The organism is Brachybacterium sp. AOP3-A1-3, assembly GCF_052378285.1.
Taxonomy (GTDB): domain Bacteria; phylum Actinomycetota; class Actinomycetes; order Actinomycetales; family Dermabacteraceae; genus Brachybacterium.
On the sequence record NZ_JBQSXM010000012.1, the window covers coordinates 60,847 to 83,485 of the forward strand.

At 71.6% G+C, this 22,639-nt stretch carries 21 protein-coding genes and 1 pseudogene; 10 read left to right on the plus strand and 12 right to left on the minus strand.

Annotated features, from left to right (window positions below; genetic code table 11):
- Positions 1-12 precede the first annotated feature (12 nt).
- Both ACT3T5_RS14690 and ACT3T5_RS14695 read left to right on the plus strand, forming a co-directional pair.
- The gene (locus ACT3T5_RS14690) at positions 13-450 is read left to right on the plus strand and encodes an OsmC family peroxiredoxin (RefSeq protein WP_444579683.1); all 438 of its coding nucleotides are present in this window, start codon (positions 13-15) and stop codon (positions 448-450) included.
- Between the two features lie 56 nt (positions 451-506).
- A complete protein-coding gene (locus ACT3T5_RS14695) occupies positions 507-1,436 on the plus strand; it encodes a hypothetical protein (RefSeq protein WP_444594733.1) in 930 nt (309 codons plus the stop codon).
- A 226-nt stretch (positions 1,437-1,662) separates the two neighbouring features.
- Here ACT3T5_RS14695 and ACT3T5_RS14700 read toward each other — a convergent pair whose 3' ends face one another.
- The 3 genes from ACT3T5_RS14700 to ACT3T5_RS14710 all read right to left on the minus strand — a co-directional run bounded on the left by ACT3T5_RS14700 (position 1,663) and on the right by ACT3T5_RS14710 (position 4,473).
- Positions 1,663-3,249: a solute symporter family protein gene (locus ACT3T5_RS14700; RefSeq protein WP_444594734.1), complete on the minus strand. Its 1,587-nt coding sequence runs from the start codon at positions 3,247-3,249 to the stop codon at positions 1,663-1,665.
- A complete protein-coding gene (locus tag ACT3T5_RS14705) occupies positions 3,249-3,644 on the minus strand; it encodes a DUF485 domain-containing protein (RefSeq protein ID WP_444594735.1) in 396 nt (131 codons plus the stop codon). Before ACT3T5_RS14705 ends, ACT3T5_RS14700 begins: the two co-directional genes overlap by 1 nt.
- 394 nt (positions 3,645-4,038) lie before the next feature.
- Positions 4,039-4,473 carry a hypothetical protein gene (locus ACT3T5_RS14710; RefSeq protein ID WP_444594752.1) on the minus strand — a complete coding sequence of 145 codons (435 nt, stop codon included), beginning with the start codon at positions 4,471-4,473 and terminating at the stop codon, positions 4,039-4,041.
- On the opposite strand from ACT3T5_RS14710, the pseudogene ACT3T5_RS14715 reads away from it, so the two are divergent.
- The 3 genes and pseudogenes from ACT3T5_RS14715 to ACT3T5_RS14725 all read left to right on the plus strand — a co-directional run.
- Positions 4,388-4,630: pseudogene (locus ACT3T5_RS14715) on the plus strand (hypothetical protein); the annotation flags it as partial. The gene ACT3T5_RS14710 and the pseudogene ACT3T5_RS14715 overlap by 86 nt on opposite strands.
- A gap of 1,018 nt (positions 4,631-5,648) precedes the next feature.
- Positions 5,649-6,491: a hypothetical protein gene (locus ACT3T5_RS14720; RefSeq protein ID WP_444594753.1), complete on the plus strand. Its 843-nt coding sequence runs from the start codon at positions 5,649-5,651 to the stop codon at positions 6,489-6,491.
- A 245-nt stretch (positions 6,492-6,736) separates the two neighbouring features.
- Positions 6,737-8,509 carry a DUF222 domain-containing protein gene (locus ACT3T5_RS14725; RefSeq protein WP_444594736.1) on the plus strand — a complete coding sequence of 591 codons (1,773 nt, stop codon included), beginning with the start codon at positions 6,737-6,739 and terminating at the stop codon, positions 8,507-8,509.
- A 52-nt stretch (positions 8,510-8,561) separates the two neighbouring features.
- Here ACT3T5_RS14725 and dnaB read toward each other — a convergent pair whose 3' ends face one another.
- Positions 8,562-9,941, minus strand: coding sequence for a replicative DNA helicase (gene dnaB / locus ACT3T5_RS14730; RefSeq protein ID WP_444579689.1), 1,380 nt, complete (start codon positions 9,939-9,941; stop codon positions 8,562-8,564).
- A gap of 222 nt (positions 9,942-10,163) precedes the next feature.
- Here dnaB and ACT3T5_RS14735 point away from each other — a divergent pair, with 222 nt between their 5' ends.
- The gene (locus tag ACT3T5_RS14735; RefSeq protein WP_444579690.1) at positions 10,164-10,607 is read left to right on the plus strand and encodes a VOC family protein; all 444 of its coding nucleotides are present in this window, start codon (positions 10,164-10,166) and stop codon (positions 10,605-10,607) included.
- Between the two features lie 31 nt (positions 10,608-10,638).
- Here the strand turns inward: ACT3T5_RS14735 and ACT3T5_RS14740 are convergent, their stop codons facing one another.
- The 6 genes from ACT3T5_RS14740 to ACT3T5_RS14765 form a co-directional block, all read right to left on the minus strand.
- Positions 10,639-11,487, minus strand: coding sequence for a polyphosphate polymerase domain-containing protein (locus ACT3T5_RS14740; protein ID WP_444594737.1), 849 nt, complete (start codon positions 11,485-11,487; stop codon positions 10,639-10,641).
- Positions 11,484-12,095: a DUF4956 domain-containing protein gene (locus ACT3T5_RS14745; protein WP_444579692.1), complete on the minus strand. Its 612-nt coding sequence runs from the start codon at positions 12,093-12,095 to the stop codon at positions 11,484-11,486. The genes ACT3T5_RS14740 and ACT3T5_RS14745 overlap by 4 nt, the downstream gene beginning before the upstream one ends.
- 204 nt (positions 12,096-12,299) lie before the next feature.
- Positions 12,300-12,809 carry a mycothiol transferase gene (locus ACT3T5_RS14750; protein ID WP_444579694.1) on the minus strand — a complete coding sequence of 170 codons (510 nt, stop codon included), beginning with the start codon at positions 12,807-12,809 and terminating at the stop codon, positions 12,300-12,302.
- 113 nt (positions 12,810-12,922) lie between these two features.
- Entirely contained in the window at positions 12,923-13,270 is a 348-nt protein-coding gene (locus ACT3T5_RS14755) for a GNAT family N-acetyltransferase (RefSeq protein ID WP_444579695.1), read from the minus strand.
- Between the two features lie 117 nt (positions 13,271-13,387).
- Positions 13,388-14,407, minus strand: coding sequence for a DUF4097 family beta strand repeat-containing protein (locus ACT3T5_RS14760; protein ID WP_444594738.1), 1,020 nt, complete (start codon positions 14,405-14,407; stop codon positions 13,388-13,390).
- 16 nt (positions 14,408-14,423) lie between these two features.
- On the minus strand, positions 14,424-14,951 hold the full coding sequence (locus tag ACT3T5_RS14765) for a hypothetical protein (protein ID WP_444594739.1): 528 nt from the start codon (positions 14,949-14,951) through the stop codon (positions 14,424-14,426).
- A gap of 102 nt (positions 14,952-15,053) precedes the next feature.
- Here ACT3T5_RS14765 and ACT3T5_RS14770 point away from each other — a divergent pair, with 102 nt between their 5' ends.
- Positions 15,054-16,670 (plus strand): pyridoxal phosphate-dependent decarboxylase family protein, encoded by a 1,617-nt coding sequence (locus tag ACT3T5_RS14770; protein WP_444579700.1) that lies wholly within the window; start codon positions 15,054-15,056, stop codon positions 16,668-16,670.
- Between the two features lie 79 nt (positions 16,671-16,749).
- On the opposite strand, the gene ACT3T5_RS14775 is transcribed toward ACT3T5_RS14770, so the two are convergent.
- Positions 16,750-18,366 (minus strand): hypothetical protein, encoded by a 1,617-nt coding sequence (locus tag ACT3T5_RS14775; RefSeq protein ID WP_444594740.1) that lies wholly within the window; start codon positions 18,364-18,366, stop codon positions 16,750-16,752.
- Positions 18,367-18,665: 299 nt separating this feature from the next.
- Between ACT3T5_RS14775 and ACT3T5_RS14780 the strand changes: the two genes are divergently transcribed.
- From ACT3T5_RS14780 to ACT3T5_RS14790, 3 genes are read left to right on the plus strand one after another with little or no spacing between them, the layout of a single operon-like run.
- Positions 18,666-19,640 carry a hypothetical protein gene (locus ACT3T5_RS14780; RefSeq protein ID WP_444594741.1) on the plus strand — a complete coding sequence of 325 codons (975 nt, stop codon included), beginning with the start codon at positions 18,666-18,668 and terminating at the stop codon, positions 19,638-19,640.
- 1 nt (position 19,641) lies between these two features.
- The gene (locus ACT3T5_RS14785; protein WP_444594742.1) at positions 19,642-20,427 is read left to right on the plus strand and encodes a ferritin-like domain-containing protein; all 786 of its coding nucleotides are present in this window, start codon (positions 19,642-19,644) and stop codon (positions 20,425-20,427) included.
- 54 nt (positions 20,428-20,481) lie between these two features.
- Positions 20,482-21,294: an alpha/beta fold hydrolase gene (locus ACT3T5_RS14790; RefSeq protein WP_444594743.1), complete on the plus strand. Its 813-nt coding sequence runs from the start codon at positions 20,482-20,484 to the stop codon at positions 21,292-21,294.
- 49 nt (positions 21,295-21,343) lie between these two features.
- On the opposite strand, the gene ACT3T5_RS14795 is transcribed toward ACT3T5_RS14790, so the two are convergent.
- On the minus strand, positions 21,344-22,294 hold the full coding sequence (locus tag ACT3T5_RS14795) for an EamA family transporter (protein WP_444594744.1): 951 nt from the start codon (positions 22,292-22,294) through the stop codon (positions 21,344-21,346).
- Positions 22,295-22,639 lie beyond the last annotated feature (345 nt).

The following is a 22,639-nucleotide window of genomic DNA, read 5'->3' on the forward strand; positions in this document are numbered from 1 at the left end:
GAAGGAGTCACCATGCCCCGCACCGTCACCTCCACCGCCTCCACCGCCTGGAAGGGCGATCTGATCTCGGGCTCCGGGACCACCACCCTGGAGACCTCGAAGCTGGGCACCCTCGATCTCAGCTGGAAGGCCCGCGCCGAGGAGTCCGCGCAGGGCACCACCTCCCCCGAGGAGCTGCTCGGCGCCGCGCACGCCGCGTGCTACTCGATGCAGTTCTCGAACATGCTCGCCGAGAACGACACCCCGCCCACCTCGGTCGACACCACCGCCGACGTCAGCTTCAACATCGGCGAGGGCGGCATCACCGGCATCGCGCTCAGCGTCACGGCGAGCATCGACGGGATCGACGACGCCGACTTCCAGCGCCTCGCCGAGGAGGCCAAGAGCAGCTGCCCGGTCTCCAAGGCCCTGGCGGGCGTGGACATCACCCTGACCGCCACGCTGAGCTGATCTCGCTCTGCTGATCCAGCCCGGCTGATCCCTTCCGGACGGGTTACCGTCGGAGGATGAAGCCGATCCCTCGCCATTGGGCGTCCGTCCGCGAGACCCGGACCCTCGCGGACGGACGCGAGCTCGACCTCACCGTCCACGGCTCCTCGGACGAGTCACCGCAGGACGCCGAGCGGCACGCCCGCGACCGTCTGGAGACGCTCGTGGCCTCCGGCGGCCCGGGACGCTGGAACGATCCCGACCGCGAGTACTACCCCGACCGTCGGCTCCCCGAGGAGCTGCTGGACGAGCTCCACGGCCCGGACGGCGAGCTGATCGCCGCGATCACCCGCAACCGGTACGGCGCCGCCGTGCTCAACACCGATGCGGTGCTGATCACCGACATCGACCTCATCGAGCCCTCCTCGCTGGACCGCGCCCAGGATCCGAAGGGCAGCTTCCTGTCCCGTCTGTTCGGCAACGCCCCCGAGCCGCTGCCCGCGGAGCAGATCGATCCGGATGCCTTCGGACTGCAGGGCCTCCACCGGCGCGGCGACCATCATGCCCGCACGCTGGCCCTGATCGAGACCTTCCGCGCGCAGCATCCGCAGCTCGGCGTGCGCACCTACCGCACCCGCAACGGTTTCCGACTCCTGGTCACGGGCAGCGGCCTCGCCCCACGCAGCGACGGCGCCCGGGAGTTCATGAAGCAGGTGGGCAGCGACGAGATCTACATGATCCTGTGCCGCGTCCACGACACCTACCGCGCCCGCCTCACCCCGAAGCCCTGGCGGATCGACGTGGACCGCTTCGAGTCCCTCGGCACCCGTCTGACGGATGACCAGGAGCATCAGGCGTGGGTGGAGCGCTATCGCGCGGCGTCCCAGGACGTCGCCGTGTGCCGCCTGCTGGACGTGTCCGGCCCGGCGCCGTCGACCGTGGAGCAGCAGATCATCGACATGCATGACCGCGCGGTGCGCCCCGAGTCGGGACTGCGCCTGGCGTAAGGGCACCTGGCATCAGGGCACCCGCCGGACGGTGGTCCCCACTTTTACTCTCACCCTCGCCCTGGCTCTCACCCTCGCCCTGGCCCTGGCCCTGGCCCTGGCGTTCAGCCTCGCACTCGCACTCGCCCAGCCGGAGTGACGAAGTGGGGGATAGAACGCTCCATTCCCCCCACTTCGTCACACTGGCGGCGCAGCGGCGTCGCGTTGGCGGCGCCTCCGCACCCCCTCAGTGCTCGACGGTGGCCTTCTCGGAGCCAGCCCCGGTCATGGAGCGGACCTCCATCTCGGCCTGCTTGAGCTCGTTGGTCTCCGAGGAGGTCACCGAGCCCAGCCAGCCGAGGAAGAAGCCCAGCGGCACCGAGACGAGCGCGGGGTTCGTCAACGGGAACCAGGCGAAGTCCGCACCCGGGATCATCGCCGTCTCGCTGCCGGAGACCACCGGGGAGAAGGTGATGAGGAACAGGGCGCTGAACAGGCCGCCGTAGATGCTCCACAGGGAGCCGCGGGTGTTGAACCGCTTCCAGTACAGCGAGTACAGGATCGAGGGCAGGTTCGCGCTCGCGGCGATCGCGAAGGCGAGCGAGACCAGGAAGGCCACGTTCTGCTCGGCGGCGAGGATGCCGCCGACGATCGAGACCGCGCCGATCACCACGGCGGTGCGCCGGGCGACGGCGACCTCCTTCTTCTGGTCGGCCTGGCCGTGCTTGATCACGCCGTTGTAGATGTCGTGCGCGAAGGACGCCGACGCGGTGATCGTCAGGCCCGCCACCACGGCGAGGATCGTCGCGAAGGCGACGGCGGAGATGATGGCCATCAGCACGGTGCCGCCCACGGCGTAGGCGAGCGCGGGGGCCGCGGAGTTCGAGCCGCCGGGCAGATCGCCGATGACGTCCACGCCCACCATGTATGCGGCGCCGAAGCCGAGCACCAGTGTGCACAGGTAGAAGAACCCGATCAGGGCGATCGCCCAGACCACCGAGCGTCGGGCCTCCTTCGCGGTGGGCACCGTGTAGAAGCGCATCAGCACGTGCGGCAGCCCGGCGGCGCCGAACACGAGCGCGATCGCGAGGGAGACGAAGCCGAGCTTGGAGGAGCCCGAGGTGCCGTACTGCAGCATCGGCTCGAGGATCGCCGCGCCGTCCGGATGGGCGTCGACCGCATGGCCCAGCACCGCGGAGAGGTTGAAGCCGTTCAGGGCGAGGATCCACACGGTGGTGACGGCGACGGCGGTGATCAGCAGGACCGCCTTGATGATCTGCACCCAGGTGGTGCCCTTCATCCCGCCGATCATCACGTACGCGATCATCACGAAGCCCACCACGGCGATCACGAGCGACTGGCCCACCCGCCCCTCGATGCCGATGAGCAGGGACACCAGCGCCCCGGCGCCGGCCATCTGGGCGAGCAGGTAGAAGAAGGTGACGGCGAGGGTGGAGGTCGCCGCGGCGGTGCGCACGGGACGCTGCCGCATGCGGAAGCTCAGCACGTCCGCCATCGTGTACTTGCCGGTGTTGCGCAGGGGCTCCGCCACCAGCAGCAGGGCGACCAGCCAGGCCACGAGGAAGCCCACGGAGTACAGCAGGCCGTCGTAGCCGTACAGGGCCACGGAGCCCACGATGCCGAGGAACGACGCGGCGGAGAGGTAGTCGCCGGCGATGGCGATACCGTTCTGACGGCCGGAGAAGCTGCGGCCGCCGTGGTAGAAGTCGCTGGCCTTGGTGGTGGTCCGCGAGACGCGGATGACGACCACCAGGGTCACCACCACGAAGACCAGGAAGATCGCGATGTTCAGGACCGGATTGCCGAATTCCATCAGAGGGTCCCCTCGAGCTCGTCACGGATCCGGCTGGAGACCGGATCGAGGTTCTTGTTCGCGTGGCGGATGTACAACCAGGTGATCAGGAAGGTCATGGCGAACTGGCTGAACCCGAGGATGATCCCGAGGTTCAGGTTGCCGATCACCTGGATCGACATGAAGCCCTCGGCGTAGGTCGACAGCAGCACGTACGCGAGGTACCAGACCAGGAACGCGATGGTCATCGGGATCGCGAAGCCGCGGAAGCTGCGCCGCAGGCCGATGAACTCCTCGGACTGCTGGACCGCGAGGAACTGCTCGGGGCTGGGGGCGGCGTCGGGTTCGACAGGATCGGGGACGGGGTCGGCGGGATCCGGGGCGGGTCCGGAAGGTCCCTGGGGAGGGGAGTTCACGGGCACAACTCCTTCGTTCTGCTCTGTGCCCGGGCTGGTCGGATCTGAAATGGTCAGGGGGAATCCCGGGCTCCCGCAGACCGTAGCAGTCGTGATGGCCATCACAGGCACATTGGCCGCGGCGCGTGGCAGCGGGCGGACCTCCTGGTCGGGCACTCGACCCGTGGGAGGCCTGCGCCGCCCCTTCTTGCTACGTTGGCGCGATGGCCACTCCCGCGCTCCCCCAGTTCGGCGCCGATGACGGCTTCGTGCACGTGCGCGGCGCGCGCCTGCACAATCTGCGCGATGTCGGCGTCGACCTGCCGCGCGGCCGCCTCGTCGCGTTCACCGGCATCTCCGGCTCCGGGAAGTCCTCCCTCGCCTTCGGCACGATCCATGGCGAGTCCCAGCGCCGCTACCTCGAGTCGGTCGCGCCCTTCGCCCGTCGGCTGATCGGCAGCGCCGTGGACCCGCGTGTGGAGTCCGTGACCGGGATGCCGCCGACGGTCGCCCTCGAGCAGCGCACCACCGTCGGCGGAGCCCGCTCCACCGTCGGCACCACCACGAACCTCTCCAACGCGATCCGCCTGCTGTACTCGCGGGCCGGAGAGCATCCGGCCGATGTCCTCGAGCGGGGCCCCGCACCCCACAGCAGCCTCCACGGAGGCCGCCTGACCTCGGACTTCTTCTCCCCGAACACGCCCGACGGCGCCTGCCCGCGCTGCCACGGCGCGGGCGTGCTGCGGGAGCCGACGGAGTCCTCGATGGTCCCCGACGACTCGCTCTCGATCGCCGACGGCGCGATCGCCGCGTGGCCCGGGGCATGGCTGGGCAAGAACTTCCGCGACATCCTCGCCACCCTCGACGTCGATGTCCACGCCCCCTGGCGCGAGCTGCCGGAGACGACCCGCGACTGGATCCTCCACACCGAGGAGCAGCCGGTGGTCACCGTCGAACCCGTGCGGGAGCCCGGTCAGTCCCACGGCACCTACCGTGGCCAGTGGCGCAGCGTCGAGCGGTACCTGCGCGACACCGTCTCCAGCTCCGCCGCGGAGTCCTCGCGCCGACGGGCGCTGACGCACTTCGAGGTGTCGATCTGCCCGCTGTGCGAGGGGCACCGCCTGGGTCCCGACGCCCTGCGCGTCACGTACGTCGGCCTGCCGATCTGGCAGCTCACGCAGCTGCCGCTGGATGATCTCCTGACCAGCCTGGACACACGGTTCGAGGCGCTGCCCGAGGGTGAGGGCTCCCCCGAGGACGAGGCGGAGCGGATCCTCCTGCCCACCGTGCTCCCGGTGCTGCGCACCATCGTGGGCCTCGGGCTCGGGCACCTGGCCCTGGATCGTCCGGCGCGCACCCTCTCCACCGGCGAGCTGCAGCGGCTGCGGCTCGCGGCGCAGCTCCGCTCGGGCCTGTTCGGCGTCGCCTACGTGCTCGACGAGCCGTCGGCCGGACTGCACCCGAGCGAGAAGGACGTGCTGCGCCATCTGCTGGATGCGTTCCTCGCCGAGGGGAACTCGGTGCTGCTGGTCGAGCACGACATGACGCTCTTGGCCGACGCCGACTGGGTGATCGACGTGGGCCCCGGGGCAGGGAACGACGGCGGCGAGGTGCTGTACTCCGGCGTGGTCGAGGGACTCCCCGAGGCGGAGGAGTCCGTGACCGCGCGCTACCTCGACCCGGGGCCGCTGGCGCTGCGAGGGCCCGACGACGTGCGCGCGGCGCGCGGTCGGCTCGAGATCGACGCCCTGACCACCCGCACCCTGCACGATGTCGACCTGCGCCTCCCGCAGGGCACGTTCACGTCGGTCACGGGCGTCTCCGGCGCCGGCAAGTCCACGCTGGTCACGCACTGTCTGGGCACGATCCTCGGCGAGCGCGTGCGCACCACGGTGGCCGACGACCCCGACCCGTCGGCCGACGCCGCCGCGGACGATCTCGGAGCGGCTCTCGCGGCAGGTTCCGGGGCAGATTCCGCGGCAGGTCCCGGGGCAGGTACCGGGGCGGCTCTCGGGGGCCGACGCCGTGTCCCTCGAGCAGGTGCGCCACGGCGAGGTCCGCGGCGCCGAGGGCATCGACCGCCTGGTGCACATCACACAGAAGCCCATCGGCCGCACGCCGCGCTCGTGCCTGGCGACCTACACCGGGTTCTTCGACCGGGTGCGGCGCCTCTTCGCGGACACGCCCGAGGCCCGGCGGCGCGGCTGGGGCGTGGGCCGCTTCTCCTACAACGTCGCGGAGGGCCGCTGCCCCGAGTGCAGCGGCACGGGACAGATCGAGGTGGAGCTGGTGTTCCTGCCCGGCTCGTACGCCACCTGCCCGCTCTGCCACGGCCGACGCTACGCCGACGAGACCCTCGAGGTGCGCTGGGAGGGCCTGACCATCGCCGAGGTGCTCGAGCTGTCCGTCGCCCGCGCCCGCGAGGTGTTCGCCGGGGACCCCCGCATCACCCGGGCCCTGGATGCCCTCGCCGCGATCGGGCTCGGCTATCTCACCCTCGGCCAGAGCGCCACGGAGCTCTCCGGCGGCGAGGCGCAGCGGATCAAGCTCGCCACCGAGCTGCAGCGCGCCGTGCGCGGGCACAGCGTGTGCCTGCTGGACGAGCCCACGTCGGGCCTGCATCCGGCCGACGTGGACCTGCTGGTGAGCGAGCTGAACCGGCTCGTCGACGCCGGGCAGAGCGTGGTGGTGGTCGAGCACGACCAGCGCGTGATCGCCCAGAGCGACCATGTGATCGACATGGGTCCCGGCGCCGGGGACAAGGGCGGGCGGATCATCGCCCAGGGCGCCCCGGCGGAGATCCTCGAAGCCCCCGACAGCGCGACCGGAGCCGAGCTGCGGAAGGTCGCCCACCCCGAGCACGCCTGATCACCCCCGCACCAAGCACCAAGCACCAAGCACCAAGCACCAAGCACCAAGCCAGCGGATCCCCTCACCAGCGGATCCCCATGCCAGCGGGCCCCCTCACCGGCGAATCCCCATGCCAGCGGATCCCCTCGCCGCACCCTCCCAGCGAACCTGTGCCCACACTCTGCGGGCACCGGCCGTCGTCTGTCGCACCCCTCTGATGGACTGACATCGACGATCAGAGTCGACGTCCTTTGGAGAGTGCCATGACCACCAGCCCGCCGCCCCCGAGCGCTCGAGGACCTCAGGGTCCCGATACCTCTGAGAGTCCCGAGAGCCCCACGAGTCCCTCGAGTCCCGCGTGTCCAGGGAGTCCAGAGAGTCCCGCGAGCCCCTCGACGGTTCCGCCGGGCACGCCGGTTGCTCCGGCCCGGCTGACGCGCATCGATGCCGAGGAGCTCGGGACCCGGATCCAGCAGCAGGCGGCGGTGATCGCCGAGGCCACGTGCGAGCTGCTCCTGATGGTCGGCGAGTTCGACGCCCGCGACGGGCTCGACTGGTTCGGCGGCCTGAAGTCCACGGCGCACTGGCTGTCCTGGTCCTGCTCGATGTCACCGGGAACCGCTCGCGAACACGTCCGCGTGGCCCGCGCGCTGCCGACGATGCCGCTGACCGTCGCCGAGTTCCGTGCCGGTCGCCTCTCCTACTCGAAGGTCCGCGAGATCACCCGCGTCGCGGACCGCATCGACGAGGCGCTCCTCGTGGACTTCGCCCGTTCCATGACCGCGTCGCAGCTCGCCAGCACCATCGCCTCCTTCCGCGCGATCGACGGCAGCCGACTCAGCCAGGACGCTGTGCGCCAGGCCCGCTGGCAGATCCGCGACGACGGGATGGTCGAGATCCGCGCCCTGCTCCCTGCCGAGATGGGCGCCGAGGTGATCACCGCCCTCGACCTCGCTCTGGACCGTGACGGGACCCAGCCGCCGGCCGTCGATCCCGACGCCGTCGGTCCCGGGGCCGACGAGCCCGGGGCCAACGCACCGTCGCGCGACGGCTCGAGGAGCCGCCCCACCCCACGAGTCGTCTCCCGTGCGGATCAGCTCACGGAGGCGGAGGCCGAGCAGCGCGCTGCCGAGGTCACCACGGACCCGACGCTCGATCAGCGCAAGGCCGATGCCCTGCTGCAGCTCGCCCGCACCTTCCTCGATGCTGAGCCCGATGACCGGTCCGGCGAGGACCGCCACCTGGTGGTCGTCCAGGTCAGCGCGGAGTCGCTCGCCCAGAACGTTCCCGCGGGAACGCCTTCCGCCGCGCCGCCGCTCACCGTTCTCCCCCGCACGGATGAGGCGGAAGCCACCGAGGGCACCACCGCCGACGCACCGTCTCCGACCGTTCCCGCGGGAACGCCCGAGCTCTGCACGGCGCTCGGGGCAGGCCCACTGGAGTCACGCACCGCCGAGCGCCTCGCCTGCACCGGCAAAGTCGCGATCGCCATCACCGATGCCGGGGGCGAGATCCTTCATCTGGGCAGGTCACGGCGTTTGGCATCGCGGGCTCAGCGTCGCGCACTGCGTCTGCGGGACCGCACCTGCAGCTTTCCGGGCTGTCACCAGTCCCAGCACCTCGACGCTCACCATGTGGTCCCGTGGTCCGAGGGCGGACCCACCGACATCGACGGTCTGGCGCTGCTGTGCCGCCGCCATCACGTGATGGTCCACGAAGGAGGCCTGCGACTGATGCCCGAATCCCCCACCAGCGGAGCACTGGGTCGGCGCTTCACCGTGGTCGACGTCGAGGGACGCCCTGTCCAAGCCCGCTGGCCCGCCATGCTCGAGCACCTCTCGACCCGGCGCGTGCCCGCCGCGAACAGCTCCGCTGACACCGCCAGCATCGCCAGCACAGACGCCGGTTCCAGTAGCGGCACGGACGGCATCCGTCCAGACCCGGAGCGCATCGCTGCGACCACCGGAGGGGAAGGGTTCCGCCTCGCGGACTGCGTGGCTGCGCTGTGTGACAACGCCGTGGAGCTCGCCGCCTGACGATCCACCAGCAACGTCGCCGGACGGTTCAGGAGGTCAAGAGTTCAGCAGCTCAGCCGCTGAAGCCGCCCCCGCCGTGCGCCATGTCCTTGAAGCGGGAGTAGTGGCCCTCGAAGGCGACGGGGATCGTCTTGGTGGCGCCGTTACGGTGCTTGGCGATGATGAGATCCGCCTCGCCGGCGCGGGCGGACTCCTTCTCGTAGTAGTCCTCGCGGTGGATCAGGAGGATGAGGTCGGCGTCCTGCTCGATCGAGCCGGACTCACGCAGGTCGCTCATCATCGGGGTCTTGTCGGTGCGCTGCTCGCTGCCACGGTTCAGCTGCGAGATCGCGATGACCGGCACCTGGATCTCCTTGGCCAGCAGCTTCAGCGCACGGGAGAACTCCGAGACCTCCTGCTGGCGGGACTCGACCTTCTTGCCCGAGCTCATCAGCTGCAGGTAGTCGATGACCACGAGCGAGAGGTCGTGCTTCTGCTTCAGGCGCCGGCACTTCGCACGGATCTCCATCAGCGACATGTTCGCCGAGTCGTCCATGAACAGGGGCGCGTCGGCGATGCGGCTCATGGCGCGGGCCATCGCCTGCCAGTCGCGGTCATCCATCGAGCCGTCACGCATGCGGTTCATCGGCACCTGTGCCTCGGCGCTGAGCAGACGCATCGTGATCTCGGTCTTGTCCATCTCCAGGGAGAAGATGACGCTGGCCTTGCCGTTGTGGATCGAGGCCGAGCGCAGCACGTCCATGCCGAGGGTCGTCTTACCCATGGCGGGACGGCCGGCGAAGATGATCATCTGGCCGCCGTGGAGGCCCTGGGTGAGATCGTCGAACTCCGCGAAGCCGGTGGGGACGCCGGTGACCTGACCACCGCGGTTCTGGGTGGCCTCGATCGTGTTGAGGGTCTCGTCGATGACCTCGCCCAGCGGCAGGAAGTCCTCGGAGGCGCCGCGCTCGGTGACCGCGTACACCTGCGCCTGGGCCTCGTTGATGGCCTCGTCGACCTCGCCGCCGTCGGCCGCGTAGCCGAGCTGGACGATGCGGGTCCCGGCCTCCACCAGACGACGCAGCTGCGCGCGCTCGACGACGATCTCGGCGTAGAACCCGGCGTTCGCCGCGGTGGGGACCATGTCGATGAGGTCCGCGAGATAGGCGCCGCCGCCCACCCGCGCGAGCTCGCCGCGCTTGGAGAGCTCATCGGAGACGGTCACCAGGTCAGCGGGCTCCCCGCGGCCGTACAGGTCGATGATCGCCTCGAAGATCATCTCGTGCGCGGGGCGGTAGAAGTCGTTGCCCTGCAGGGTCTCCACGACGTCCGCGATCGCGTCCTTGGACAGCATCATGCCGCCCAGCACGCCGCGCTCCGCGGGGAGATCCTGGGGCGGGGTGCGCTCCAGGGCGCGATCGGGTCCAGCTTCGAAGGCCTCGGTAGATGTCACCGCTCCAGTGTAGGAACCTCGGCTGACCGTCGGGACGTGATCCTTGTCCGGGGTGGGGACGACGCTGCGGTGTGGAGGAAAGAACTGCACGGTCGCAGAGGGTTGGGCGGGCGGTGCGGACTCGGCGGCGAAAGGACTGGTGGCGGAATGGACGGCCGACGGGCGGTGCGGGCGGCAGGGCAGGAAGGCTCCGCTGTCGGCCCTCGTCCCTAGAGTGGCGCGATGCCCCAGAACGCTGCCCAGAGCAACCCCGAGAACACTCTCCAGAACACCCACCAGAGCACTCCCCCGCCGGCCATCGCCCTGCTCGCCTCGGTCTCGATCGACTGCCCCCGACCCGATGACCTGGTCCCCTTCTACAGCGCGCTGCTCGGCCTCGAGGAGGCCTTCGCCGCCGAGGACCGCAGCGTGGTCTGCCTGGCCGGCGCCGGCCCGATGATCACGCTGATGCAGGCCGACGAGTACGTCGCGCCGCAATGGCCGCACGGCCCGCAGCGAGCGCAGCTGCACCTGGATCTGGCCGCCGAGGATCTCGCGGTCGCGGTCACCGCGGCGCTCGGGATCGGGGCGAGGGAGGCCGAGGTGCAGCCCGAGCCGACGGCTTGGCGGGTGATGCTCGATCCCGTCGGCCATCCGTTCTGCCTGAGCGCGGTGCGGCCGGACTGAGCACGTCGTCGTCGGCGTCGCGCGGCGTCGTTCACGCAGCCGCCGGAACGGGCGGCTCCACCTGCGGTCGCAGCCTGCCGAGCGTGCGATGCCAGCGATTGGCAGGCAGGGTCGGGTCGAGCAGGGCCATTCCTGTCGCGAACTTCGAGATCCGCTGCGGACGGTGATGTGCGCGCCACAGGAAGCGGTCGATCGCGCCCGGGCTGAGCGCGGATTTGGTCTCCAGCACCAGGAGGTCCTCGAGCCGATACTGCTGCAGCGCGGTCCCGCGCCAGGTCAGCGCGCGGTCGAGGGTCACACGCGACCCTTCGGAGCCGTGCAGGAGGGTCGTGCGGTGATAGGCGGTCTCCATGACCGGCAGCAGGGCCTGGGTCGGGGGTTCGACGCCGGCATCGCGCAGCCGCGCCCGCACGTAGTCGAGGGAGGATCCGGTCAGCTCCTCGCCGCCGGGCAGGGGCTGGTCCTCGCCGCGGAGCATCGGGACCTGTTCGCGGATCTTCTCGGTGTCCCCGCGTCCGGTCCGGGTCTTCACCTCCAGAAAGGCGGTCCCGGAATCGACGTACTCGCGTCGGCGCACCTTGAAGCGTCGTCGCCGCTTGGTCGCTGCCGTGCGGTAGGCGTCCAGGTCCGGGGTGTCGTAGTACAGCGATCGGTAGGCGAAGCTGCGGCCGCCGGCGATCTCGAGCACGTGGAGGTCCTCGGCCATCGCCTCGAGGAGGTCGACGGCGACCGAGGCCGGGACCAGATATTTCCGGTCGACCCGAGTCATCAGCGAGGCCTGCTCCTCCATGGCCCCGAGGTCGATCCCGGGCAGAGTCGCGCACGCCGTCGTGAGACGGGCCGGAGCGTCCGTGCCGCCGATGTCCGACACAGCGGTCACCGGCCCGCTCCGTCGACGACGCGGGCCATGTCCTTCCTGGGGCGACGGAAGCGGACGTCCACGGTGGTGGTGTCGTTGACGAGGTCCAGCCGGCTCACCGTGACCGCATGGATCTGGGCGTCCAGCAGCTCGGCCAGGTGGGCGCGCAGCTCGGCAGGGTCGGCGATCGCACGGTCCACCACGATCTCCTGACGGTGGTGACCGCCCAGCAGCGAGGGATGGTCGATCACGGCCATCGTCAGCACGACCAGCACCATGAACAGCAGGGACAGCGGCAGCGGCGCAGCGTCGAGCCCTCCGAGGAGCCCGAGCGCGAGCATCGCGAAGTAGTAGGCGATCTCGTGCTGGGCGAGCTCGTCGGACCGCAGCCGGATGATCGACAGCACGCCGAACAGTCCGAGGCCCACCCCGGCGCCCACATCGGAGTCGGCGAGCACCGCGGAGACCGAGAGGACTCCCACGTTGATCCCCATGAAGGCGACGACGAGATCGCGGCGATAGTGCCGGCGCCAGTACAGGCCGAAGGTGAGGATGACGGCGGCGACCAGGTCGGCGACGATCAGCAGGAAGATATCGGGGTTCACGGCGATCTCCTCGAGGCGGACCATGCAACGGTCCATCGGGATGGGTCGCTCGCTATCTGCTGGGGTGTCCGCATCGGAGCGACGTGGGCAAGGGATGGCTGCAGCCCGGGAGGCCCTGCTGGATCGCCTGGTGCGACAGAGTCCGGATCGGGCGCTGAGCGCCACGATAGGAGGCGGCCGGCCGTTCGTCACAGCCTATGTAGGGCACCTCTCCACGGGCCGACGGGCTCAGTCGCTCAGCGGCATGCCGAGGGCGTAGGCGGCCTGGGCGAGGTGCTGGATGGCGTCGTCGACGACGCTGATCAGGCGGGCGCCGCGCGTGACCGGCGGATCCCACTCCTCGTCGATCACGTCGGACAGCTCGGCCTCGGTGAGCCGATCGAGGTAGGCGACCACTGCGTCGAGCGTCGCCTCGAGGTACTCCAGCAGCAGGTCCGCGTCGTCGACGAGGATGCGTCGGGCCTGTTCCGGGGTGTGGCCGTAGCCGACGCCGTCCCCCTCGGTGCCGAGGTCGAAGCGCCCCTTGAAATCCTGTGCGGTCCACAGCTGCTCCTCGCCGGTGAGGCTGGCGAGCTGCACGTCGATCTCGCGGCCGGAGTGCCACAGCAACCAGGCCACGGAGTTGTCGTGGCCGCCGGGTCGGGCGTTCAGGGTCACGGGGTTGAGGTCCGGGCGCAGCCGCTCGGCGGCGTCGCGAGGGCGGGAGGTGAGGTCACGGAGAAGATCGAGAGAGTCCATGGGCCTGACGCTACGCCGTCCGGGTCCGCAGAAGGCCGGTACGCCAGCACTCCGGTACGCCGGTAGGACGGGGCGCAGGTACGCCGGCAGCAAGCACGGACCGGGAGCCCGGCTCAGTCGTCGGTGATGACGACGTCGGCCTGCTCGGGGTGCCGCTGCAGCCAGCTCTCGATGAAAGGGCAGATCACGAGCACGCCCAGGCCGCTCGCGCGCGCTTCGGCGAGGGTGGTGCGCACCAGGACCGAGGCCACGCCCTCGCCACGATGCGCGGGATCGGTGACGGTGTGGATCAGCTCGATGCGCGAGCGGGTGCGCTCGTAGATCATGATGCCGACGACGGCACCGCTGCGGACCGCCTCATAGCGACCTGCGACGGCATTGTCGCGCACGGCGATGCTCTCGTCGGGACCGTGACGGTGGTCCTCGGGGTCCGGGGTGTGGTCGTCGGGGTCGGTGGCCATGAGGCGCGCCCTTCTGCTCGCCGGTGGGTCCCACCGTACGGCAGGCAGGAGAGCGCGCACAGGGCGGGCCCGATCCGCGATGCGGTCAGCCGCCGGCAGGGCCATCTGTCGGCGTGGTCAGCCGTCTGCGCGGAGCACCCGGAGATCGCCCTTGCCGGTCTTCGCCTCGATCTCGAGCGTGCGCTCGGCGGATCCCGCCCCGTCGGCGGGGTCGAGCGCCACGTTCCGCTCGCCGAGCCCGGTCGCGAGCTCGACCCGGGTCGCGGTCCCGGGGACGACGCAGACCGTCACGTCCCCCACGCCGCTGCGCGCCGTGATCCGACCGGAGGCGGCACGCCGCACCACGATGTCACCGACGCTCGTGGTCACCGACACCTCGCCGGAGGTCCGGGCCAGGTCGATGTCGCCCGCCCCGGTGGTGACGCTCACGGCGCCGGCCACGGGCGCGAGGATCACGTCCCCGGTCCCGGTGGTCGCCGTGACGGCGCCCACCGCGACGTCCCCGGCTCCGGTGGTGGCGATGAGATCGCCGGGAGTGGGGCCGACGGCGATGTCGCCGGATCCGGTGTTCAGCCTGGTCTCCTGCGCCGCACCGCGGTCGAGGGCGATGTCGCCGGCCCCGGTGCGGGCCTCGAGCCGACCCAGCTGCCCGCTGACGGCGACGTCGCCGGCCCCGTCGTGCAGGACGATACGCGACCCGGTGGGGACCGTGACGATCAGATCGAGCTGCCCCCGGAAGCCTCCGAGACCGTGCAGCGCGCCCCGGAGGCCGTCGAGGAGCTGGTCGGCCCACGACCCGTCGGACCATGCACCGGAGGTGAAGAGCCCGCCGGCCCGACGCGACTCGTCGGACGGGGCCTCGACGGTGAGGCGGGTCCCTTCGAAGTCGATGCGCATGTGCTCCACCAGCTCACGGCCGGCCTGGTCGAGGGGGCGGAGTTCGACGCGGACGGCGTCACCGTCCTCGGCGCGGACCACGACGTCACCGCGCAGGTTCCGGAGGGTGGCGTCGATCGGACCGGACGCGGTGAACTCATGGACGGTCGGACGGGATTCAGGAGTGGGTTGGGGATCCGGTGCCGGACGGGGGTCCGGGGCCGGGCGGGGGTCGGGGGTCGAGTACTGAGGCATGGACATAGCGGGCTCCTGGAGGTCAGAGGAACCAGCCGCTGGTGCGGCCGGTGCGGGAGTAGAGCGACGACGGATCGGACGCACGGTCCGCGCCGTCGAGGTGGGAGGTCAGCGCCCGGATCAGGAAGGCGTTGAGGCTCAGCTGCTGCTGCGCGGCGGCGTCCTCGAGCCGTGCCTTGAGCTGCTGGGGAGGGCGGAAGGTGACGCGGGCGGCGCCGCCGTCAGCCCCGGGCTCGCCGGAGGGATCGTCCGCGGCGGGCGCCGGCGGGGCGGGCGGTGCCGGTGGGGCCGACGGCGGGAGCGGCATCGCAGGCGGCACCACCTCGACCTCCAGCCGCTCGCCCCGGAGGGCGAGCTCGACGCGACCCGGGGCGATGCCGGCGGAGACGTCGGCGGCGACCTGCGAGACCGCGTCCTGCAGGGCGAGACGGAGCGCGGGCTCGAGGGAGACGGACAGCAGGTGCGCCGCCCGACGAGTGCTGTCGTCACCGATGGCGGCGCTCGCCGCGAGCTGCTCCTGCACGGTGCGGGTGAGTGTTCTCAGGTCCATGCGACCAGAGTGACGCCACAATGACGCCATGTCAAGGAATTGCTGACGCCACGCTGCTGTCACCGGGTCTCGTGCGGCCATGCTCGTGCGACCATGCAGGACGTGACTGATGAAACCGCCGACCATCTGCCCGCCCGCACCGACGCCGCAGCCTCCGCCTCCGCTGCTGCTGCCGCTGCGGCCGGCGGGCCCGGCGCATCAGAGGGAAGCGGTGGATCAGACGGAGCCAGCAGAGCTGGCGGCGCTGATGGGTCTGGCGGATCTGGCGGAAGCACCGTTGACCAGGCAGGCCGGACGGATCAGGCCGAGCGCACCGCGTTCTCCCGCGCCGCCGACGCCCTGCAGCGCCACCGCGAGCCCTCCGAGATCTGGGGCGACGAGCGCGAGGCCGTGAGCATCGCCCTGCACTGGGCGGCCGCCCGCACCACCGTCGCCTCGGACCCCAAGACCACCGCCCGCAGCGCCGCCGAGCTGCACGAGGCGGCGGGCGAGACGATCACCGCCGGCGGCATCGGCGCACAGCGCGCCATGGACCTGTTCGACGAGGTGCTGCTGCCGGCCACGCGCGCCTCCGAGGATCCGATGAATCTCGCCTACATCCCTGCGGCGCCCACCCGGGCCGCCGTCGCCTTCGACACCGTGGTCTCCGCCGCGAACGTGTTCGGCGGGATCTGGGAGAACGGCGCCGGGGCGATCTTCGCCGAGAACCAGGTGCTGCGCTGGCTGAGCGACCTGCTGGGCTGGCCGGCCGATTCCGCGGGGGTGTTCGTCTCCGGCGGCACCACCGGCAACCTCTCGGCGCTCGCGACCGCGCGGGACCACGCCCTGCGCACGCGGGGGCATCGGCCCGAGGGCGGCTGGGCTCTGGCCTGCGCGTCGACCGCGCACTCCTCGATCGCCTCCGCCGCACGGCTGCTGGACATGGACCTGGTGACGGTGCCGATCGACGACCGCGGTCACCTCACCGGCGAGGTCCTGGAGAGCACGCTGAGCGCCGACCCGCGGATCTGCGCCGTCGTCGTCTCCGGGGGCACCACCAACGCCGGGATCGTCGACGACATCGCCTCGGTGGTCGAGGTCGCGCACCGCCACGACGTGTGGGTGCACGTGGACGGCGCCTACGGCGGCGCGGCCCTCGCGGCCCCCAGCGCGCGGGAGCGCTTCGCGGGCATCGACCAGGCCGACTCGTTCATCGTGGACCCGCACAAGTGGCTGTTCGCGCCGTACGACTGCTGCGCGCTGCTGTATCGCGATGCGCGCCCGGCGGCCGCCGCGCACTCCCAGCACGCCGCCTATCTCGACTCGATCGACCGCGGCGAGTCCAATCCGGCGGACCTCGCGGCGCACCTGTCCCGCCGTACCCGCGGGCTGCCCCTGTGGTACTCGCTGGCCACGCACGGCACCGACGCCTACCGGGACGCGGTCGAGCGCTGCCTGACCTCCGCGCGCACGGTCGCGAGGGCGATCGCCACGACCGAGCACCTCGAGCTGCTGCTCGAGCCGGAGCTGTCCGTGGTGGTGTTCCGCCGTCCCGGCTGGGCTCCTGAGGCGTATCGCCGCTGGTCGCAGCGGCTGGCGAAGGACGGGACGATCCTCTGCGTGCCCACGGCCTTCCGCGGCGAGATCGCCCTGCGGCTCGCCTTCGTGAACCCCTCGACGGATCCGCAGGCCGTGATCGACGTGCTGCGCACGACGATGCTCGAGTCCGACGGGAGCTGAGCCGCCAGCGGGCAGGGCCAACGGGGTGGGCCCGACGGGGTGGGCCCGACGGGGTGGGGCTGACGGGAGCTGAGCCCGTTCAGGCCTCGTCGAGCTGCGCGATGAGCGCCTCGGCGCGGGTGACGTCGTCGGCCATCCCGAGGTGCTCCCAGCCGTCGCGGGCGCGGCGGGCGGCGCGCAGAGCGGCGGTCCGCTTCCCGCGATCGGCGAGCATCTGGGCGTGGCGGTCGTCGATGTACGCCGCCCAGTAGCGGGCCCGTGCGTCGTGCCCGGCGGGGACCTCGTCGAGGATCTGCAGGGCCTCGCGACGTCGGCGGTCGCAGTCGGCGGGCGTCGCCCCCTCCTCCTGCCGCCGCAGCGCCTCCCCGGCCGCGAGGAACCGCGCCACGCGGGCGTCGACCCGGTGGTCCCAGAGCAGCTCGGGCGGCAGCAGGGGCCGTCCGCCCTCGGGGCGGGCGCGATGCTCGATCGCCGCGGCGGCCTCGTGGACCAGCGCGGTGCGGCCGAGATCCAGGGCCCGGCGCAGCACGAGCGCCTGGGCGCTGAGCTCCGTGCTCACGAACTGGGCGCGCTCGGGACGGGCGGTGGCGAGGTCATCAGCCAGCCACCGGGCCTCGGCGGCGAGCAGGCCCAGCTCGTGCAGCGCTGCGGGATGATCGCCGGTGCGCTCGTGGATGCTGGCGGCGAGCCGCGCCGCCTCCAGGCTGGAGCGGTGGTCGCGGCTCTCCTGGGCGATGCGTCGGGCGCGCTCCAGCGGCACCCGGGCGGCGTCGTAGCGCTCGGCCTGCACACGCTGGGCGGCGACCGCGAGCAGCGGGCCGGTGCGCAGCGACTCCCGCTGCACGGTGCGCTGGAGGGAGGCGAGCCTCCCGGCGGTGAGGGACGCGTGGTCGATCGCGCCGGCGGCCATGAACGCCTGCAGCAGGTGCGTGATCAGGCCGACGCGCAACGGCGGGTCGTCGACCTCATGGAGCGCGTCGAGGGCGTCCAGGGCGTGCCGAGCCGCCTGCAGCGGGCGCTCGACGCTCAGGGTGCGCGCGAGGACCGTGCGGGCGGCGGTCGCGAGGCGCAGAGGGTCCGGCAGGGCTCCTCCGGCGTCGGCGTCGGCCTGTTCGATCCGTTCGAGCGCGTCGAGCGCCTGGGAGGTGGCGGCGGTCCGGTCCCCCATCAGCTCGAGGGCCTGCGCGAGGCTGACCCGGAGCTGCGTCCCGGGGTCGCCGGGCAGCTGCTCGCGCACCGCGGGGACCACGTCGAGGGCTGCGCGCAGCTGGGCCACGGCGCGACGCGGGTCGACCTCCGCACCGCGGATCTCCCCGGGGCCGGGAAGGGCGGTCCGGGCCAGGCCGCGCACGAGGGTCATCATCTCCGGGCGGGGCCGGATCTGCTCACCGCGCCGTCGGCCGTGCGGAACCGACGCGCTGCGGCTGGTGGATGCTGTCCGGCCCTGCCGCGGACCGCGGTCCAGGAGTTCCGCGACGAGGGCCCCGGCGAGCTCGCGGTGGCCGGATCGCTTCAGGATCGTCACGAGGTCGGAGGTGTCGCGGTCGATCTGCTCGCGCTCCGCCGTCAGCACCGCGCCGCGCAGGGCGGCACCGAGCAGGGCGAGCCGATGCGCCGGATCGGCCGGGCGATCGCGGAACACCTCGGCGAGGCGGCGGGCGTCGCCATACCGCTCGGCATGGATGAGATCGCTCACGCGAGCAGCCGCGGTCAGCACATCGCGCGGGTAGGGCAGAGGGAGCTCCGGAGGCCGCAACGCACCGCGCAAGTCGTGCAATTCCGGCAATTCGCCCAGTTCGGGGCGTTCCTCCGAGTCCGGGAGGGAGGAAGCGCCGGAAATGGTCACGGCAGAGAACCTACCAACCCGCGCCTGGGCGACACAGCGGATCACGTCGACCCATGCACCGATCAGATCCACTCCATACACTGTTCACCGGCCCTGCGGGCGTGGACACATCGTCCCCGCCACGGTCACGGGTCGAGGAGAGGTGGAGCGTGGTCATCGGTTCGGCAGTGGGCACAGGACGACGTGCCGCTCCCGAGACAGCTCCCGGGATCCCCCAGGCCGGCCCGTTCGCCGGCCATCTGCATCTCGACGAGACCATCTCCCCGGTGGTGCGCACCGACTTCGATGTCGCCGCCTACGCGAAGCGCAGCACCGACCGGATCGTCGTGGACTCCTCGCAGCGCGCGGCCGACGGCCCCCTGCCGGCCGAGCTGCGCGCCACGCTCGGTGTGCTGCACCGCCTCGAGGCGTCCGCCCTGGCCGAGTCCCGGGCGATGCTCGCGACCTCCACCGGGAACGAGGCCCGGATCACCGCCTTCTTCGCGACCTGGCTCGTGGAGCGGTTCTGGCAGTCCCGCGCCCTGCGCGACGTGCTCGCCGGCGACCGCCCCGCGGACGTCGCGGAGAGTGCTGCTACCGCTGATCCTGCTGCTACCTCTGGTACCGCCGATACCGCCGAGCAGCGCTCCGCACTGCATCCGCTGCACGCCCTGCGGCGCGTCCACGTGGACCGGGTGCAGCCGCTGCTGTCCCCTCTGTGGGGGATCGTCACCGGCGAGGGCGTCACCGCCGGGCACATGGCCCGCATGGCGATCCAGGAGGCGTCCCTGCAGGCCGCGCTGGTCGCGGTGTCGCGGCAGCTGGACGGTGAGGCGAAGCGGGTCGTCGATCTCGTCGCGCGGCGGCACGACGCCGCCGTCGGGTTCTTCACCGCGGAGGCGATCACCCGCATCACCCGTTCCCGCGGCGAGGCGGTCAGCGCACGCGCCGTGCTGGCCCTGTCCTCCCCGCTGCACGGCGGGGGCCTGGCCGACGCCCAGCTGCTCACCGCCCTGCGGGTGATCGGCGCCGACGCCCGCGACCGTGCCTCCCTGCGGCGAGCCCGGTTCGAGATCACGCGGCTCCTGCCCGGCCCGGACCTCTCGGGCCGTCTCCCCTTCCCCCGTCCCCTGAAGGGAGCGTGACATGGCCTTCGACCTCGACCACTTCGCCGAGACCTCGATCCCCGTCAAGTACGAGGATCTCGACTTCGACACCTTCGAGTCCCAGCCGCTGGACGAGCAGACCCTGCGCTCGCTGCGCTATATGTGCGACGTCGAGTTCCACACCTCCTGCTTCCTGCGGGACATGCTCGTCACCCCCTCGCACCGCGAGGAGGACACCGGCGGCTTCATGACAATGTGGAACCGCGAGGAGTTCTGGCACGGCGAGGCCCTGTCGCTGGTGCTCGCCAGGCACGGCATCGTCGTGGACTACGACGAGCTCAAGGCCAAGCGGGTCAAACTGGGGTGGAGCAACGCGCTGGGCCCGCTCAAGCAGTCCGTGATGAGCAACCTCGCCGGCACCGACTTCGTCGCGGTGCACATGGTGTGGGGCGCGGCCAACGAGCTCTCCGCCGTGGCGGCCTACCGTCGGCTCTCCGCACTCACCGACCACCCCGCGCTGTCCCCGCTGCTCAAGCGGATCGCGCAGCAGGAGACCCGGCACGTGGCCTTCTACACCACCCAGGGCCGTGACCGCCTCGAGGCCTCCGCCACCGCACAGAAGATCGTGCGCCTGGTGATGTCCCGCGCCTGGAAGCCCGTGGGCAGCGGCATGATGGACGAATCCGAGGTCAAGCACGTGATGGGTCACCTCTTCGGCGGCCAGCCGCGCGAGCTCGACAAGCTCGACAAGCGCGTCCAGAAGCTGCCGGGCCTGGGCGACCTCACGATCTTCCGCAACGCCTTCGCGCGCCTCGGCATCGCCTGACACACAGGCCGCCCGGCGAGTGACCTGAGGGCGGATCCCGCCTAGGGTCGGGCCATGACCCCACTCCCCCGCACGCTCCAGCGCCCCGGCGCCGCCCTGCGCTATGCCGATTCCGGGGGCGACGGGCCGCCGGTGGTCCTCCTCCATGGCGCCGGGATGGACCACCACGCCTTCGACCCGCAGGTCCCGCCCCTGATCCGCGCCGGGTACCGGGTCATCACCTGGGACCTGCGCGGCCACGGCGACTCGCTGCTGGCCCGCCCCGTGCGATTCACGGCGGCCGACGCCCTCGCCGATCTCGAAGCCCTGCTGGACGTGCTGCAGCTCGAAGCGCCCGTCCTGGTGGGGCATTCGCTGGGCGGCGGGCTCTGCCAGGCGTTCGTGCGCGCACGTCCGACACGCACCGCAGGACTGGTGGTGCTCGATGCGACGTGGAACGCGGGACCGCTGACCCGGTTCGAGAGCGTCGTGCTGCCGCTGGCCGCGCCGCTACTCGCCCTGATCCCGGCATCCCGGATGCCCCGGCTGATGGCGCGGGCATCCGCCGTCACCCCCGCGGCGATCGCCACGACCGAGGAGGCCTTCACCGCCATGCCGAAACGGCGCTTCCTCGACGTGTGGAGGGCGACCGTCACTCTCGTCGACCCCGATCCCGGCTACCGCACCCCGGTGCCGCTGGGGCTGATCCGCGGGGAGCGGGATGCCACGGGCAACATCGCCACCGCCATGCCGCGGTGGGCGCGAGCCGAGGGCGTGGCGGAGAACGTGATCCCGGGGGCCGGCCACGTCGTCACGCTCGATGCCCCCGAGGCGACCAGCGCTGCGCTGCTCGAGGTGCTCGCGGGGATGCTGCCCGCGCAGCGATGATCCTCCGCTGACATCCCCCGCTGACCAGGCCCGGCCGGGGTCGCAGGGCTCAGCGGGCCGCAGGCTCCACCGCGTGGGCCGAAGCTCCTGGATCACCGACGTCGACCGGACCCGCCGGATCAGCGGCCCCGCGCGCGGCGACGAGGCGACCGCTCCAGAGGACCCCACCGACCACCAGCGCGCCGCCGATGATCTCGAGCAGGTGGGGGCTCTCGCCCAGGACCAGCCAGGCCGCGGTGATCCCTACGACGGGCACGAGCATCGAGAAGGGGGCGACGACGCCGGCGGGATGCTTCGTCATGAGCCACACCCAGATCCCCGATCCGACGATCGTGCCGAAGACGATCGTGTAGGCGAGGCCGATCCACGCGGGCACCGCCTGCGCCGTCAGGGAATCGGCCAATGAGTCCGTGATGCGGCGGGGTCCCTCGAGGAGGAGCGAGAGGGCGAGCATCGGGATGGGTGGCACGATGGCCATCCACATCGTCAGCTCCAACGGCCTGGGTGGTGCGGCGAGGCGGCTCGAGATGTTCCCGATCGCCCAGCCGAACGCCCCGAGGACCACGAGCCAGAACGGCCACCAGGCCCCGGCTCCCCCGCGGGAGATGCCCACGAGGACGAGGCCCGCCACCGCGACGCCGATGCCCAGCGCGCGCCGTGCGGTCAACCGCTCGCGGAGCAGGACTGCGCCGAGCAGCACGGTGAAGGGGGCCGACGCCTGGAGCACGAGCGAGGCCAGGCCCGTCGGGAAGCCGGCCGCCATGCCGGAGTACAGGCCGAGGAACTGCAGCGTCCCGAACCCGAGCCCGTACCCGACGAGCCAGCGCAGCGGCACCTGCGGGCGAGGGACGAAGAGCAGCGCCGGCAACGCCATCAGCGTGAACCGCAGCGCGACGAGGAACAGCGGCGGGAACTGCTCGAGGGAGGCGTGGATCGCGAGGAAGTTCAGGCCCCAGAAGATCGCGACGAGGCACGCGAGGGCGACGTGGGAACGGGGCATCCAGCAAGTATCGGCGCCACCGGACGTCAGGACCAGCGACGGGGCATGACGACACGATGCAGGTTTCCATCGCGGTGGTCCGGCAGGTCGCGTCGTACCAGGGTCGCTCTATGTCAGCTCGACGGGCATGCGCGCCGGCCGGAGGACGATCGCCGTGAACCGGCGGTCGGAAACGGGCTGGCGTCGAGTCGGGCGACGCCCGCCCGGAGGCCCCTCGCTGGACCCCAGCGGATCCCCCTACTATATTAGGACAAGCAGTCATAAACCGGACATTTGGGAAGCGCTGGGTGAGGCGTCGAGTCCCCGTGCTCCCGGACTGGAAACCACCGTACGACGCACGACCTG